Annotated in this window: 13 protein-coding genes; 6 read left to right on the plus strand and 7 right to left on the minus strand. The window is 35.2% G+C overall.

Annotation, left to right across the window (positions count from 1 at the left end):
• Nucleotides 1-27: 27 nt before the first annotated feature.
• From drt5 to QNJ66_RS11955, 4 genes are all read right to left on the minus strand, one after another.
• Nucleotides 28-1,506, minus strand: coding sequence for an antiviral reverse transcriptase Drt5 (gene drt5 / locus QNJ66_RS11940; protein ID WP_300506917.1), 1,479 nt, complete (start codon nt 1,504-1,506; stop codon nt 28-30).
• Nucleotides 1,507-1,526: 20 nt separating this feature from the next.
• Nucleotides 1,527-1,676 carry a hypothetical protein gene (locus QNJ66_RS11945; protein WP_300506920.1) on the minus strand — a complete coding sequence of 50 codons (150 nt, stop codon included), beginning with the start codon at nt 1,674-1,676 and terminating at the stop codon, nt 1,527-1,529.
• Between the two features lie 186 nt (nt 1,677-1,862).
• Complete coding sequence (locus QNJ66_RS11950; protein WP_300506922.1) at nt 1,863-2,084, minus strand: hypothetical protein; 222 nt, start codon at nt 2,082-2,084, stop codon at nt 1,863-1,865.
• A gap of 296 nt (nt 2,085-2,380) precedes the next feature.
• Nucleotides 2,381-5,698 (minus strand): efflux RND transporter permease subunit, encoded by a 3,318-nt coding sequence (locus QNJ66_RS11955; protein WP_300506925.1) that lies wholly within the window; start codon nt 5,696-5,698, stop codon nt 2,381-2,383.
• 189 nt (nt 5,699-5,887) lie between these two features.
• Between QNJ66_RS11955 and QNJ66_RS11960 the strand changes: the two genes are divergently transcribed.
• The 6 genes from QNJ66_RS11960 (at nt 5,888) to QNJ66_RS11985 (ending at nt 11,253) form a co-directional block, all read left to right on the plus strand.
• A complete protein-coding gene (locus QNJ66_RS11960) occupies nt 5,888-6,541 on the plus strand; it encodes a potassium channel family protein (RefSeq protein ID WP_300506928.1) in 654 nt (217 codons plus the stop codon).
• Between the two features lie 134 nt (nt 6,542-6,675).
• Complete coding sequence (locus tag QNJ66_RS11965) at nt 6,676-7,344, plus strand: potassium channel family protein (protein ID WP_300506930.1); 669 nt, start codon at nt 6,676-6,678, stop codon at nt 7,342-7,344.
• 13 nt (nt 7,345-7,357) lie between these two features.
• Nucleotides 7,358-8,452: a HAMP domain-containing sensor histidine kinase gene (locus QNJ66_RS11970; protein WP_300506932.1), complete on the plus strand. Its 1,095-nt coding sequence runs from the start codon at nt 7,358-7,360 to the stop codon at nt 8,450-8,452.
• Nucleotides 8,453-8,498: 46 nt separating this feature from the next.
• Nucleotides 8,499-9,224, plus strand: coding sequence for a 4'-phosphopantetheinyl transferase superfamily protein (locus tag QNJ66_RS11975; protein WP_300506933.1), 726 nt, complete (start codon nt 8,499-8,501; stop codon nt 9,222-9,224).
• 64 nt (nt 9,225-9,288) lie between these two features.
• Nucleotides 9,289-10,170 (plus strand): dTDP-4-dehydrorhamnose reductase, encoded by an 882-nt coding sequence (rfbD, locus tag QNJ66_RS11980; protein WP_300506934.1) that lies wholly within the window; start codon nt 9,289-9,291, stop codon nt 10,168-10,170.
• A 9-nt stretch (nt 10,171-10,179) separates the two neighbouring features.
• Entirely contained in the window at nt 10,180-11,253 is a 1,074-nt protein-coding gene (locus QNJ66_RS11985; protein ID WP_300506936.1) for a glucose-1-phosphate thymidylyltransferase, read from the plus strand.
• 366 nt (nt 11,254-11,619) lie between these two features.
• On the opposite strand, the gene QNJ66_RS11990 is transcribed toward QNJ66_RS11985, so the two are convergent.
• From QNJ66_RS11990 to QNJ66_RS12000, 3 genes are all read right to left on the minus strand, one after another.
• Nucleotides 11,620-12,234 (minus strand): hypothetical protein, encoded by a 615-nt coding sequence (locus tag QNJ66_RS11990; RefSeq protein ID WP_300506938.1) that lies wholly within the window; start codon nt 12,232-12,234, stop codon nt 11,620-11,622.
• A 394-nt stretch (nt 12,235-12,628) separates the two neighbouring features.
• On the minus strand, nt 12,629-12,823 hold the full coding sequence (locus tag QNJ66_RS11995; protein ID WP_300506940.1) for a hypothetical protein: 195 nt from the start codon (nt 12,821-12,823) through the stop codon (nt 12,629-12,631).
• A 477-nt stretch (nt 12,824-13,300) separates the two neighbouring features.
• Nucleotides 13,301-15,748: a GUN4 domain-containing protein gene (locus tag QNJ66_RS12000; RefSeq protein ID WP_300506942.1), complete on the minus strand. Its 2,448-nt coding sequence runs from the start codon at nt 15,746-15,748 to the stop codon at nt 13,301-13,303.
• Nucleotides 15,749-16,104: the final 356 nt, after the last annotated feature.

The following is a 16,104-nucleotide window of genomic DNA, read 5'->3' on the forward strand; positions in this document are numbered from 1 at the left end:
GGGCAATGCCCACCTTACCTATTTCTTTTAAAGTTTTTTAACAGTTTCAGCTATTAAATAATTTATGGGAGATACATTCCCGAAATAACTAAGAAGATAATTTCTCTGACTTTTAGGAAGACACCGAGAACCAACAGCAGAAGCCCAAGATAACCAGTCTGCTTTACCTTCTTTGAGATGCTCTTCTCTTAAATCAGGCATACCAAAACGATTTTCAGGTATTTCTAAAATCTTACTTTTAGAAATTGTTGAAGAATTTTTGTGTTCATAAATTTTGATAAGTAAATCAGAATATTCCACTGTTGTTCTTAGACCATCTTCTACAATTTTTGTTATCCAAAATAATTGCTCTTCAGTTACTATTTCAGCTTCATCAAGAAACTCACTAATTATCTCTAATAAATCTGACTTATTATCAATAAAAGGAGAATAATAATAAATTTTTTTAATTAAATTAGGGAATTTGTAGAGAAAAATTTTAATATTATCAAGTACATCTTTTCCATTTTCTTTCATAAAAGTAAGTATTAAATCTGCGTCTGCTTCCTCTAGTTCAGAATTATTAAGCAGAGAGTAAAGATACTCTTCTTGTTCATTACTCAAGGTTAAATTATGTGGTTCTTCTTCACTTTCATAGTAGTCTGAGATCATTTCTGTTCTCATTCTGAGCAATTGTTTTCTCACTTCTTCTATTTTTTCACTTATTTCTAAGATACCAGGATCACCATATTTTGTTTTTGAGCTATTTATATTAAGCCCTTTTTCTCCAGCCATCTGTTGAATTAATAAAAAATCATGATAAATTACCCGATTGTTATTAGTAAAAATATATATATCATCCATAAACCTTAATAAAAGCTCACATTTCAATCGTATTGAATTATCAATAAACTTTAAAAATTCAGAACCTATTACTTTACATGGATGTATCCCTTGAGGAAGACAGTCAATACTTCTTCCTGAATTAATTTGTCTTAAAAAAATACCTAAATATTCTGATTCTTTTGGCTCTTTTGAAATTTGTTCAAACCATTGAACTAAATCGTGATGATATATACTATTAAAATATGCAGAAATATCAAGTTTCAGACAATATTTATAATCTTGATTAGCTTCAGCTACAGATTTTTTAAATTCGCGATAAGCTAGGGCAAGAGAAATTGGTTTACCTTGTTCAAATCTATGACCAAAACTTCGTCTATTTCTCTTAAAATCTTTTCTAAAATATTTTCTATTCCGATAGACGAAATCATAGATAAAAAATTCGGCTACTGGGTTAAGTTTGAACGTCCTTCTTAAGTGCATATCATGTTTCGCACTGTAGCAACGAATTTGTGGAAGAAAATTATATTCTTGTGCATCATCATCCTTTAATAACTTTTGATAAATATATTTATACAATTCTTCTCCAGCATTTTTAATTACTATTTCATTGGTTGATAAAGGGAAAAAACTTTTTTGATAATCACTAGAAAAGTAATCAATAGTATTTTGAATATTAGGCATTATTTATTGTGTTTACTAAATTATACTTCATATTCATCCTTTGATAGAAGAATTTTGTGTCCTTTACGTAACAAGGAATAGTCAGCATCTTTTGAAGATAAATCACTATCTCCTTTTTGATCATTTTTTAGGGTAAGTTGTGAATCTTTAACTAAACGAGTTGTAGACATGACAAAATCCTGTGATCGCAAAGACAATAAAAATTATCTATATGTTAATAGAAAGGCTGATGATAAAAGATTAACTACCTCACCAAAACTTTTTTATTATTGTATCAGCCATTAATTACACTGCGAGTATATCTATTATTTGAAACATTCCCAATATTCAAAATATAGAGTTTGCTCTAGTTTTAATCATTTCCAAGAGTTAACATCACCATAATCATCGTCTCTCATTTTCTTTTGTTGTTGAACAGACTCTTGAAATGCACCAATAACAAAGCCTAAAGTTGCACCAGTAACCAACATAATTTTTCTACGTTGTGGCCGCTGTGCTATTCTAGTGACAGCTAATCCAAACATAGCACCGATCAAAGCAGTGATAATACCAGCAAAAATAACCTTTCTAGCGTTCATGATTTTCGTCTCCTTGTTTACAGAAAAGAGTAAATTAATAAGATAATTGTCCCGACAAAAAGAATGTGATTCATCCAATCATTAAAAGTCCATTTTTTAAACATTTTATTTACTCCATTTTAAATATTTATCTGGACAAACATAAACGTTACAGTTGAGAAGAGTTAGGAGTTCGGAGTTAGGAGTTCGGAATTCGGTGTTGGGGATTATGGTTTTAACTAGAAATCCAACTCTCCCACACTCCCCGTCCCCCCGTCTCCCCGTCTCCCCATCCCCCACACTCCCCACACTCCAAACTACTCCCCTTGAGGAGAAGTTTGAAAAACAGGGGTTTGTTCTTCTTCTGGTGCGGTAGGAGAGGGTTTTTTACCTCTTCCGTTGCCATTTCCTGTATTTCCAGGAGGGGTTCCATTATCCCCACCCCCCAAGATATATTTTTCAAAGTTCTTGACCACAATATAGAGAACAGGAACCAACACCAAACTTAATACCGTTGCTAGGGCCAAACCTCCAAAAATAGCCGTTCCCAGAGACCAACGACTAACTGCCCCCACACTGGAAGCACTTAATAAGGGAGCAAACCCTACCAGAGAGGAAACTGCCGTCATTAAAATGGGGCGTAACCGTTGTTCAGCAGCATTAATGGCAGCTTGGGTGATACTCATCCCCAGATCACGGGACTGGTTAGCGAATTCTACGATTAAAATCGCATTTTTGGCTGCTAACCCGATTAACATTACTAACGCTACCTGGGCATACATATTATTATTTAACACCGGCCAGATACCGTTACCAGGGTTAAAGGGGGCAGTTTGCACAAATGTTACCCGTAACCAAATCATTCCCAACGCCCCTAAAATAGCCAAAGGAACCGTTAAGAGGATGATCAGGGGGTCAATATAGCTTTCGTATTGCGCTGCTAACACCAAGAATACCATCACAAAGGCTAAGCCAAACACAACGGGGGCGGCCCCTGCCGAACTTTTTTCCTCGGCTGCTGTATTGGTCCATTCGTAACCAAAACCAGGCTGTAGCGTCTCATTAGCCACCTGTTCCATGGTTGTGATCACCTGACCTGAACTATACCCCTGTGCCGGCGAAATAATTAACTTAACGGCCGGATAGGTTTTGTAACGGGTGAGAATGGGGGGATAGGTAGTAGATTCTGCGCTAACAATGTTACTCAGTTGCACCATTGACCCATTGAGCGATCGCATATACAACTCACCAATATCTTGAGGGTTAGCCCGATCTTCCGCTTCTGCTTGGGCATAAACCCGATAGAGACGACCTTCAAAAACAAATTGATTGACAAAGTTGGACCCTATATAGGTTTGTAGGGTTCTTAAAACGTCGTCAACGGGAACATCTTGGGCTTTGGCCTTAGCCCGATCTATTTCCATTGTGGTCAAAGGACTGTCAAAAGTAAAGGTGGTAAAAATGACCCCGATCTCTTCTCGTTGGTTGGCTGCTGCCATCATATTTCTGACATTATCAATCAACACGGGCATCCCTTTCAACTGACGATCCTGGATAAACATTTCTGAACCAGCAAAGTTACTCAAACCGTCAACAGCTGGCGCATTAGAGGCGATCACCCTTGCCCCGGTAACTTCTCTAGCAAAGGTCCTATTGAGATATTGAATAATACCAAAGGCTGATTTTTGGGGGCCGGGTCGTTCTTCCCAGGGTTTCAGCTTGATGAAGGTAATAGACTTATTAGCGTTTCTTCCTTCAAAAGAGAACCCGGTCAGACTTACCACGTGGTCCAACACTTGATCTGCATCGGGCATATTTTGGATAATTTTGGTGGTTTGTTGATCGATGGCGTTGGTATAGTTGAGAGAGACTCCTGGAGGAGCTTCTGTAATACCGAAAAAGTAACCTTGATCCTCTGCTGGAATAAAGCCAGATGGCATGGTGGTGTACATCCAACCTGTGGCTATTAAACCGGCCACAAACAAGGCCATGACCACAATGCGGATATGGGTGAGGAAATTAACAAAAACACGATATCCCTCTTGAATGACGTTGAAAACGCGGTTAAAGGCGTTGAAAAATAGGGCTAGTGGTCCATGCTTTTCTTCCGGTGGTCCCAACAAAATGGCCGACATGGTGGGGGAGAAGGTTAAGGCGTTGAAGGTGGAAAATAGGACGGCAAAAATAATCGTTAAAGCAAACTGTCGATAAACGATCCCTGTGGTTCCGGGGAAGAAACACACGGGAATAAATACGGCCATTAACACCACCGATGTGGCAATAGTCGCCCCAAATAGTTCGTCCATGGAGTCCATTGCTGCTTGTGTAGGCCGCATTCCCTGGGCTAATTTACTGGAAACTGCTTCTACGATAACGATCCCATCGTCCACCACTAACCCAGTAGCTAACACACAAGCAAAAAGACTTAACTGGTTGAGGGTGAACCCAAACGCATTTAAACCGATCATCGCCCCTACCAACGCTACAGGAATAGCAATACCCGGAATAATGGTGGTTCGCCAGTCTTGCAGGAAGACGAAGATAACTAATACTACTAAGGCTATCGCTTGTAAAAGGGTAACTGTTAAATCTTGAATAGAAGCGTTAACGAATAAAGTGTTATCTAAGCCGATAACTACTTTCAAACCTGGGGGAAAACTGGGTTCCAACTCAGCCATTTTGGCCTTAGCTGCTTCTGCGGTTTCCAGGGCGTTACTACCGGGTAACTGATACATCAAAAAAGCGACACCAGGGTTACCGTTTACATCTACTAAGGTGTCATAGTTTTCCATCCCTAACTCAGCCCGTCCCACGTCTTTGATGCGGATCAAAGTGCCATCGTCTCCCACTTTGACCACCATTTCTTCTGCTTCAGCAGCGTCTCTAAATCGTCCTTGGGCCCGTAAGGGTATTTCAAACTGTTGTCCAGGGGGGGCGGGTTGTTGTCCTATTCTCCCCACACCAGTATCAAAGTTTTGTTCGTTGATCACATTGATCACATCTATGGCCGTTAGTTCCCTAGCAGCGAGTTTATCCGGGTTCAGCCATATTCTCATGGCATATTTTGCCCCACCAAATAAACTTACTGAACCCACACCGGGCAACCCTTTCATCTCGTTCCAGATGTAGCGATCGACGTAGTTATATAAAAAGGTTTTATCGTAGAGATATTGGCCGTCGGGTCCTTTTTCTGAGTAAAAGGCGTAAATTAAAGTAATACTAGGGGACTGTTTATCGGTTTTTACCCCGGCTTGGTTTACCACCGAGGGCAAGTCGGAGGCAGCCTGAGAAACTTTATTCTGCACTAAAACCTGTGCTGTGTTGCGGTCTGTTTCTGTGGGGAAAGTTACGTTAACAGTGACGTTTCCGGTATTATCGGTAAAGGAGTCGATCCAGCGTACTTGTTCGGTTCCGTTGATTTCTCGTTCTAATACGGTGGTAACGTTGTCTTCTGTGGTTTTAGCATCAGCACCGATATAGTTAGCGGTAACAGCTACTTTTTTCGGGGCGATCTCTGGTAACTTATCCAGGGGCAAAACCGCCATAGAAATAGTTCCCAGAAGGATGATCACGATGGTACAAACGGTACTTAAAACCGGTCTTTTGATAAAGGCGTTTGATAGAGACAGTAACATGATCCTGGATCAGAGAGGGATAGGCGGACAATATGAGTTTGCTATGATTTGAGATGTAATCCCGATTAGTCTAACAAATATTTTCCTAAAAGATACCTAAATTAAATAATTTGTTTCAAAAGATTTCTTTCATGATGGCTCAAAACTATCATTTATCTGATGCTTCCGTCTATTTAATTCATCATAATCATGAACACAACTTCTAGAATTTATTCTCCGACTAATGGCTATAAATACTTGTTTATTGACTTGATTTTACTGTTTTTATTGATTCCTTTTGCTTCTCTTCATCGTTCTTTGGGTCTAATAGTTAGTTTTTGTTTTCTTGTTACTTTATTGCTTGGTTTAAATACTTTAGATTTTCCTAAAAAAGTGATTTTTTTGTTTCGATTTTTTGCTACTTTAGGATTTATTTCTGATATTATAATTTTTCCTGATTCTCAATATTTAACTGACTTGAGTTCTTTGATGTCTTATTCTTTTTATGGTATTTTCTATATTTTGGTAATTTTAGCTATTGGTTCGAGAATATCTCATGAAAAAGAAGTTAACTTAAATGTGGTTCGGGGTGGGGTTTGTATTTATTTACTGTTAGGTATTTTTTGGTTTTTCTTATATAAAATACTGGTTTTTATTGATGTTAATGCTTTTTCTTTTCCTGATAATATAAGTAAGGATTCTCTATTTTATTTTAGTTTTACTACTTTAACAACATTGGGTTATGGTGATATTCTTCCTAAAAATGCTTTTGCCATGACTTTAGCTAATGCAGAAGCTTTAGTTGGACAAATTTATCCAGCAGTTGTTATTGCTAAGTTAGTTAGTCTTTATGAACATAAATAATTTTCACAGGGTTTTTCGGATTAAATATGTACACCAAATATCTAACTCCGAACTCCTAAAACTAGAAAACTGTATCCTCCACAAGTATGAGAAATCCTATATTTTTTATCTATTAAATTATCTAAGATTTAACCATGACAACAATCAAACAATCACCAAAAATCTATTCTTTAACTACTGGTTACAGTAGATTATTTATTGATCTAGTAATCGTCTTTTTTTTGGTTCCTTTTGCTTCTTTTAACCGTAACCTTAATTTATTGGTAAGTCTAGTTTTTCTGATTACTTTATTATTAGGTTTAAATACCTTAGCTTTACCGAAAAGGACAATTTTATCGTTGCGATTTTTGGCTGCATTTGGCTTTACTGCTGATGTTATTGTTTTTCCTAACGCTGATTATTTAACTGAGGTAAGTTCTTTTATATCTCACAGTCTTTATAGTATTTTTATTTTGATAGTTATTATTGCTATTAGTTCGAGGATTTATAACGAAGAAAAAGTTAATCTAGATGTAATTCGCGGGGGAATTTGTATTTATTTATTGTTAGGAATTCTCTGGTTTTTCTTCTACCAAATTATTATGTTTTTTGACCCCAATGCTTTATCTATTCCTAAAGAAGCTAGTCATTCATCGCTATTTTATTTTAGCTTTACCACCTTAACCACTTTGGGCTATGGTGATATTACTCCCAATAATGCTTTCGCCATGATTTTAACCAATGCAGAAGCATTAGTCGGACAAATTTATCCAGCAGTTGTTATCGCTAAATTGGTCAGTCTTTATAAAGTTGAATCAAAGTAAATTGAGTAAAAAAATGTCAAAATTAAGTTTAGGAACTCGCCTGTTTTTATCCCATTTATTAGTTATGTTCGTGGGGTTAGGAAGTTTTATTAGTATTGCCAAAATTTCCTCACCTAGAATGTTTGTTGTTCGCTTAGAAAAGTTAGAACAACAAGGATTTTTTACTGTTCGTTCTGCTCGAACTTATTTAGTTAGAGGGTTTGAAACTGCCTGGAATAATAGCGCATTTTGGTCGGTTATTTTTGGTGTTAGTGCTGCTGGAGGCGTTAGTTATATTGTCTCCCGTCGTACTATAAAACCCCTCAATCAAATGAAAAAAATTACCCAAAAATTAGCCGAAGGACATCTACAAGAAAGAATGCCGGATAGTGATATTCCTGAATGGAATCAATTAGGAAAAAGCTTCAATATTATGGCCAGTAGTTTACAAGATGTAGAGACAAGAAGACGAGAATTAATTAGTGATATGACCCATGAATTACGCACTCCTTTAACTATTATGAGAGGGTATTTAGAAGAACTCGCCAATGGTTCTATAGAAGGTTCTCCCGAACTATATTTAAACTTAGTAAAAGAAACCAGAAGACTAGAAAGATTAATTCATGATTTACAAGAACTTTCTAAAGCAGAAGCCGGTTATCTTTCTATTAGTTTATATCCTATTAATATTCTTCCTTTACTAACTTCTTTAGCAGAAAGATTTGCCGATCAGATTATGGATGATGGTCCAAATATTAAATTAGAATGTCCCCAAGAATTACCACCAGTTTTAGCAGATAGCGATCGCACAGAACAAATATTAGTTAATTTAATTGGTAATGCTATTCGTTATACAGAAAAAGGGACTATTACTATTAAAGCATGGTCAGAAAATAAACAAGTTTGGGTGGAAATTATTGACACAGGAATAGGAATCAAAGCAGAAGATTTACCCTACGTATTTGAAAGATTTTGGCGTGCAGATAAGTCTCGTTCACGGTATTCTGGAGGAACAGGTATTGGACTAGCTATTACCCGTCGTTTGGTAGAATTACAAGGAGGAAAAATTGAAGTTGAAAGCGAAGTTGACCAAGGGACTACTTTTCGCTTTAATTTAGCTATTGGTTGACCAATTAGTAAAATTAAAATTTTTTTGAATCGATAACTATTAAATTATGAATATAAACTGGAAATATCCTCCTCAAAATCTCAAAATTAACTCTCAAAATATTCATGTTTGGAAAACATATTTAGAACAATCAGACATAAAGATTAAAGATAGTTTCAAAATTTTAAACGAAGAAGAAAAAAATAAAGCCCAAAGATTTAGCTTTGAAAAACATCAACAAAGATTTATTATAGCTAGGAGTAGTTTAAAACGAATTTTAAGTATGTACTTATCAATTAGTCCCCAAACAATAAACTTTCAATATAATAATTATGGTAAACCACAACTATTAGAAAATATCAATAAAATTAATTTACAATTTAATATATCCCATTCAGAAAACATCGCTATTTATGGCATAACTTGTCAAAATTTGATTGGGGTTGATATAGAATATATGCGCCCTATGTCAGAAGTAGAAAATTTAGCTAAACGTTTTTTTACCCAGAAAGAATTTGCAGCAATGAGCAAACTATCATCCGCAGAAAAAAATAGAGAATTTTTTAAACTTTGGACAGGTAAAGAAGCTTATTTAAAAGCTATTGGCAAAGGAATAAGTGGAGGATTAGACAAAGTAGAAATATCTAGCCATGAACCGAGAAAATTTATCAGACTACCAGAATCAAATCAAACCAATTATAATCTATTTTATCTAACTCCTGAACATAATTATTTAGCTGCAATAGCCATTGAAAACAAGCAACAAACTTATCATTATTGGCAGCTTAATTAATGTTGCTTCACTTTTTGACACCAACCTTGTAGAATTAGAAATAGTTTCTCACCCCAGAAAAATAATGCACAAAATCTTGTTAACTGGCAGTGATGGACAAGTCGGCCAAGACTTACAACAAACCTTAGTACCCATGGGAAAAATCATTGCTACTAACCGTCAGCAACTTGATTTAACCTCTCCCGAAAATATCAGAAAAATTATCCAAGAAACCCAACCTGATATTATCGTCAATTCCGCAGCTTATACCGCTGTTGATAAAGCCGAAAGTGAAGCAGATTTAGCTTTTGCTATTAATGGTATCGCACCAGCAATAATGGCAGATGAAGCTAAAAAAATAGGAGCATTTTTACTGCATATTTCCACAGATTATGTCTTTGACGGCACAAAAAATACCCCTTATTTAGAAACAGATGTTACTCATCCTCTGGGGGTTTATGGACAAACTAAATTAGCAGGAGAACAAGGTATCAAAAAAAACGGCGATCGCTATCTTATTTTAAGAACAGCTTGGGTTTATGGGACAAAAGGTAAAGGCAACTTTGTCAAAACTATGTTACGTTTAGGTCAGGAAAAAGAACAACTTGGTATAGTCGCTGATCAGGTTGGCAGTCCCACTTGGTCCTATGACATTGCTCATACCATAACCCAAATATTAACTAACCTTAACTTAGCAGAAACTCGAGAGATTTACCATTTTACTAATAGTGGTGTGGCAAGCTGGTATGATTTAGCTGTAGCTATTTTTGAAGAAGGAAAAAACATTGGTTTTCCCTTAAATATCAAGCAAGTTAACCCCATTATAACTGAGGAATATCCAACACCAGCAAAACGACCTCACTATTCAGTATTATCGGGTAAAAAAATAGCCAACTTATTAGGATATAATGCACCTTATTGGCGTGATTCTCTTAAAGAAATGCTAATCAAACTATATAAAAACTAACCTAAAACTATGAAAGCATTAATTCTTTCCGGCGGAAAAGGAACCAGACTCAGACCTCTTACCCATACAGGTGCAAAACAATTAGTTCCTGTTGCCAATAAACCCATTTTATGGTATGGAATCGAGTCAATTGTCAAAGCAGGAATAACCGAAATCGGTATTATTATTAGTCCCGAAACAGGAGAAGAAATACGCCGAAAAACTGGCTCAGGTGAAAAGTTTGGAGCCAATATTACATATATATTACAGGATGAACCTTTAGGGTTAGCCCATGCAGTAAAAGTAGCGCGACCCTTTTTAGGAGATTCTCCCTTTATTATGTATTTGGGAGATAACTTAATTCAAGATGATATCAATATCTTTTTAGACAAGTTTAAAAATCAGCATCTAGACGAATTAATTTTATTACGTTCTGTTTCTAATCCCACTGCTTTTGGTGTAGCTGTGGTAGATGAAAAAGGAAGAGTATTAAAGCTAGTTGAAAAGCCCAAAAATCCTCCCTCAAATTTGGCATTAGTTGGGGTTTATTTCTTCTCTCCTGCTGTCCATCAAGCTATTGATAATATTCAACCATCAGCTAGGGGAGAATTAGAAATTACTGATGCTATTCAAGAACTAATTAATACCGATAAAATTGTTGAATCGATACAACTACAAGGTTGGTGGTTAGATACAGGGAAAAAAGACGATTTACTAGAGGCAAATCGCATTATTTTAGATACCAATTTAACCATTGAAAAAGCAGGAAATATTGATAAAAAGAGTAAAATAAGTGGTCGAGTTAATATTAAGGAGAGTGCAACAATTATTAATAGTACCATTCGCGGTCCTGTTATTATTGGAGAAAATTGTCACATTGAAAATTGTTTTATTGGTCCTTACACCAGCATTGGTGATAGATGTACTTTAATTGATGCAGATATTGAACATAGTGTTTTATTAGAAGGCGCACAAATCGTAGAAATTGATCAAAGAATTGTTGATAGTTTGATTGGAGAAAGGGCTAAACTAGAAATGGCCCCTCAACGACCAAAAGCTTTAAGATTTATGGTAGGGGATGATTCTCATGTTGAATTAGTTTAAACATAGCGGAATATTGCTGGCTGCTTGTTTTTAGCATTTTGGTATATTGTTACTATCCAGAAAACCCTTATAACTAGCAAAATTATTCCCCCATTCCATCATGGGGGGTATAATTTTGACATAAGTTCGGATTAGACATCTCCAAAAATTTGTAAGCTTTTAATATAAAGCTTTTTGGGTAACATTAGCTTTGCTATCGCAAAGCCCTGAAATCCTGATTTTTCGTCCAAAATGTCTCCTAATGCAATTTCAGAAAAAAAGATAAGGTTTTTAAATTAGAATTATTTTTGCCAAAGCTCAGTTACAATAATCTTTTAGGCTCTTAGTTTATATTCTGGAGATGTCTATTAGACAGATACCCCTTAATTATTGATCATATTTGTTAAATAGAGAAGTTATAAACTTTATGTCTTTACGATTATAATAACTGAAATCAATACCAGACCAGTGAGCAATAAATTTTCCAAGCCAATAACTTTTTTTATAAGGCTGCCTGTAGATTAAAGTGATCTTATCATGGGCAATGATTTCTAAACCCCAACTAGTGAAAGTATCCTCATCTTCACCACCGTCTTTAACTTGATAAATTCCTTTGATAGATTTTTTTAGAATAATATCTTGCCATTGAATCCCTAAAATATTGGTTTTAATTATAAGCTGATTTTGATTAAAGTAAAATGTTTTGTGGCAAAATAAAAATCTTATAAGTTCTAGAAAAAAAATAATTTCAACACTCCATATTACTAATATCAGAAGTAAAGATTTTAAGTATTCTAGTGAAATTGATATGGATGTAGATAAGAAACCCCAAGTAAAAAAAATACAAAAAAACAGCCAAAAGATTAAGAAAAAGATTAGAAAGATATTCATACATCCCATTCCAGTTCTTTTGTATTTTATAATATAGTCGTGGTGATCAGAAATAATTAGTTTAAACCCTTTTGGTATTGGTTCATTAAAAAGATTATTAGAGAAACTCATGGTTTTTATTTATTATCTACGAAACAATTTAAAGTAGAAGTATAATAACATAAAATCTAGAGTATTCAATTTTTGAGTATTTGCCCAAATATCGTTTTATAGATAAATAACTACACAGTAATTATATACCTCTATATACAATGTTTAGTCAGAAAAATTGTTCCATCAGAATTCCATTTTTCACGTACCAGATAACAAACTTGAATTTGTATAGATACACTTATATATAAACGTATAGATTAAAATAATTTGTCTAGATAAATATCTATATAAATAAACAACGTGTATACAATTATATAGATATTAACAAAAATTAACTAGACTGAGGCTGAGTTTTAAGTAACATATACATTCATGAATCACTAGCAAGAGAAAATTAACTGATAGGAAAAAATTAAGTACACAATTCATATAAAGAGTCTGTTTGAGTTTTCTCTCCGTGTATAGGTTTGTCTATATTACTATCTAGTTTTTTATTTTGTTCAACCCTTTTTATAGCTTCTTTTAACTTATAATCATTTTCCGCCATTTCTTGTAATAGCTTTTTAATACGTTGTTCGTTAGCAAAAATACGTTCTTGTGGATACATGATAGTTAACCTAATTTGGGAAATCATTAATGTAAATTGATAGTTTCAACTATTTCTAGGAGAAAATCATTCTTGATTTTCGGTATAATCAACTAAAACTAATCTTACTTCTAACTAATGAATTATGACTGTGATTATAGTTCTATATTTATATTGATCTTAGTCACAATTATTATTTACAGAGGATTTCTTCCCATCCCCCCTTGATACCGTCTTGGTGTCTACTTTGCTTATCAGGTATCCCCTGAAGTATTCCGTATTCGTTACCAGTTTGGACAAGGGACAACGGAACAATGGTTGAGTTTTTAAGAGAAATAAGATCGGTTAAATAAACAGTTAACTTTAACCAGAAGAAAACAAGAAGAAAAGGTTAGGGAGTTGGGGCAGTTGGTTAGGATAAATTAATTTTTAATTCTTTTCTCTAGTATTTCTCTTTTTTATGAGGAAATAAGGCTGATTTCTAGTCAACGAGTCGCACTACAGCCTACAAGCCTCTGCTCGAGTGAATAATACCCACTTGTTTGATGCCTTATAACCACCGGTCGAATAACACCAGGGAAGGTGTCCAACAGGTGTAGTATCTAGTAATTCATAGGTGAGGTCTGAGTAACTCACATAGTCTCTTCCTTTTCTCCAACCGACGCGATCGCAAAACTCGTACCAGATTTTTTCATTATACTGTCTTGTTCCACCAAGTTCATCCATATAGATTTTTTTCTGGACACTGAAGCCAAATTTTCCGTTACTGTAGTGTACCCAGAGTTGATCGATAGTACGTAAGTCATCACAGGGGAAGTTCTCAATATCGTCAACATCTAACCATCCTTCAGACACTCGGTTAGTTACTTTGAGCATGACATTAGCAGTTTCTTTGTCAGCTTCCTTCCATTTCCCTGCTTCTAAGAAGTAACGCAATTTAGTGTAGTCAACGCGTCTATCTGGAGAAACTTGTAAAAGTTTTTCTACTGGTATTTTTGACAAGCTATAGCGTTTTAGATCGTATTCTTCTTTTGATGGATCACAACCATACCGAAGCAATTGAACTATTTGGGGTTTATTGGCCCAGAATTTTGTCTTGTCATCATAGGAATTTTTGAATTGCTCGAATAAATGAGAAGGTAAATCATTAGGCAACTTACCAAGTGCATAATTTTCGAGTTTTGCCAACAACTTTAAATCTTTTTCCAAATCGACTTGGAACAGTGGATATTTTAAACATATAGCAGTAAACTTCGCCAATTGTCGTAAAGTTAAATCATCTTGCGTTTGCCCATTTGTTACCACTTCATCAAAGAGTCCTGTATAAGATGCAATGTAAGTTTTTAAGCGAAATAAATTAACAAACTGCTTAAACCGACGGGGATTGTAATCGAGTATGGGAGCAACCATCTTAAGGATAGAATGAAGGATTGCAGAATCTTTACCATCAACTACTTTGAATATTGTTGTTCGTTTTTCTTCAGTTTGTGAAGGGTTGCTCAGGGGATTTGTTTCAGTAGAATCTGATCCCTGTAAATTAGAGGATGCTGTCCCATTTTGGCGAAAAAACGAGTTGAACCATTTTGCTCCTTTAAAAAAAAAATTTTCCTGCGATTTTGGTGTAGATTCCTTGCTATGTTGAGATTCTTCTGATTGAGTATCTTTCGAGAGTTCTGCCAAAAATTCCTCAAATTTATCTTGAGTGGGTTGAGGCACTTGGAAAGGCAATTGAACAAACTTTTCAACAAAAGCATATCCATATTCAAGTCCCTTTGATTCAGCTTGATCTTTCTGATTTTCTGTATCGAGTACCACTGAAGATGAAGGGAGATAAGGAAGCAAATTTTTTTGTTTCAAGGCAATACTGGCCGCTACTTTCCCTCGATCCATTCCCAGGATAAAAATAATATGAGGATCATTAGCAATCATGAGGTTAAATGCTTGCATCAAATCAGCCGCTTTAGCTAGTTCACAACGATCTAGATCATCGATAAAAACGTAAACTTTGCCATTTTTAGGAGTATAAGCCTTGACAATCTTAGAGAAATCTTCATGAAATTTCTCAATAAATGGCACTTGACTATCGTAATTAGGGTATTTTAAATATTTAGTCAAATCTAGTTTAGGATCACCAATTAAGTTCCTTAGACGAATTAATAAGCTAACAACACCAGTAGCTGACGCTGTTACTCCGCCACTCATTAATAGAAAAGTTTGTATCCCACAAAGATTGTTAGAAGAAGATTTATCCTGTTTGCCATTATTTTCTGCTTTAGTTCCTTGATTATCTTGTTGCGGTTTAACTTGTTTATTCTCTGGAGTAGTCTTGGCATTTTTTTGTTCTTTATTCTGTGTTCCTGGATTAGGATTATTTCCTTTTTCATCAATACATTTACCTTGATCTGAAAATGCTTGAATGCTTCCTATTCCTTGGGTAAAAAATAGAATAGGAATTGTTCCAGCTACACTAACAATAAATAAGCTAAGAGAAGCCGCCTGAAAAAATTCAACCCAGTTCTTTTTCCAGTTAAACCGGAAGAAAAATAGTTTGATATGACCATATATTGTTAGACGAACTTCGCCGAAATTTCGGGGTTGAGATATCTGTTGCAGAAAAGAAATAGCAAAAGCAGCCCATAAAGCCTGTGCTTTATCATGTCTCCAAGCATTAAATGAAACAATTTTAAACTCACTGTTTTGCTTCTTTTTATCGAGTTTTTCTAGTTCATCTTGCAATTGCTTCATGAAAGAAGATTTCCCACTTCCCCATTCTCCTTCAATAGAAAGAGTTAATGGAGGTTTAGTCTTAGGACTGTCCAAAAATTCAGCAATCGCACTAACATAAGGCTTAAATCCTAATGAATCATCCTTAGATACTGAATCACTAACTGAAGAAAGACTTATCGATTTTTCTTTAGATTCATTTTCATTAATTCCTTGGGTCATAGTCTTCTCCTATTATCTTTTCAAGAAGTGTCAATAATCCAAATTTTGGGAATTCCATTTATTAGTTTGACATCCCAAATTTTTGGAGACTAATGTTGCGGAGACTGTCTCTTAATTTCTTATTTTAGCGGATTCTCTCCTAATGACCTCGTTTTATCAATCCTTCATATCTATCCGTAGAATAGCCAGAAGCAGCCGCCCAAACATGGTCAATCAATGATCATCAGAAAATTTGGGTAGAAACCCCGTCGTTCTAAGTGTCAGTAGATCACAAAGATCCTATTTGGGATTGCATGGGAGTGGGGAGCAGGGGGCAGGGGAGATTATTATAAGTCAAATTATGGCAAAAATAATCA

The sequence above is a fragment of the Crocosphaera sp. genome, assembly GCF_030064895.1.
Taxonomy (GTDB): Bacteria; Cyanobacteriota; Cyanobacteriia; order Cyanobacteriales; family Microcystaceae; genus Crocosphaera.

Excerpts from the sequence above, each read along its gene's own strand:
- drt5 (WP_300506917.1), bottom strand. The coding sequence starts at position 1,506 with ATGCCTAATATTCAAAATACTATTGATTACTTTTCTAGTGATTATCAA.
- QNJ66_RS11945 (WP_300506920.1), bottom strand. The coding sequence starts at position 1,676 with ATGTCTACAACTCGTTTAGTTAAAGATTCACAACTTACCCTAAAAAAT.
- QNJ66_RS11950 (WP_300506922.1), bottom strand. The coding sequence starts at position 2,084 with ATGAACGCTAGAAAGGTTATTTTTGCTGGTATTATCACTGCTTTGATC.
- QNJ66_RS11955 (WP_300506925.1), bottom strand. The coding sequence starts at position 5,698 with ATGTTACTGTCTCTATCAAACGCCTTTATCAAAAGACCGGTTTTAAGT.
- QNJ66_RS11960 (WP_300506928.1), top strand. The coding sequence starts at position 5,888 with ATGAACACAACTTCTAGAATTTATTCTCCGACTAATGGCTATAAATAC.
- QNJ66_RS11965 (WP_300506930.1), top strand. The coding sequence starts at position 6,676 with ATGACAACAATCAAACAATCACCAAAAATCTATTCTTTAACTACTGGT.
- QNJ66_RS11970 (WP_300506932.1), top strand. The coding sequence starts at position 7,358 with ATGTCAAAATTAAGTTTAGGAACTCGCCTGTTTTTATCCCATTTATTA.
- QNJ66_RS11975 (WP_300506933.1), top strand. The coding sequence starts at position 8,499 with ATGAATATAAACTGGAAATATCCTCCTCAAAATCTCAAAATTAACTCT.
- rfbD (WP_300506934.1), top strand. The coding sequence starts at position 9,289 with ATGCACAAAATCTTGTTAACTGGCAGTGATGGACAAGTCGGCCAAGAC.
- QNJ66_RS11985 (WP_300506936.1), top strand. The coding sequence starts at position 10,180 with ATGAAAGCATTAATTCTTTCCGGCGGAAAAGGAACCAGACTCAGACCT.
- QNJ66_RS11990 (WP_300506938.1), bottom strand. The coding sequence starts at position 12,234 with ATGAGTTTCTCTAATAATCTTTTTAATGAACCAATACCAAAAGGGTTT.
- QNJ66_RS11995 (WP_300506940.1), bottom strand. The coding sequence starts at position 12,823 with ATGTATCCACAAGAACGTATTTTTGCTAACGAACAACGTATTAAAAAG.
- QNJ66_RS12000 (WP_300506942.1), bottom strand. The coding sequence starts at position 15,748 with ATGACCCAAGGAATTAATGAAAATGAATCTAAAGAAAAATCGATAAGT.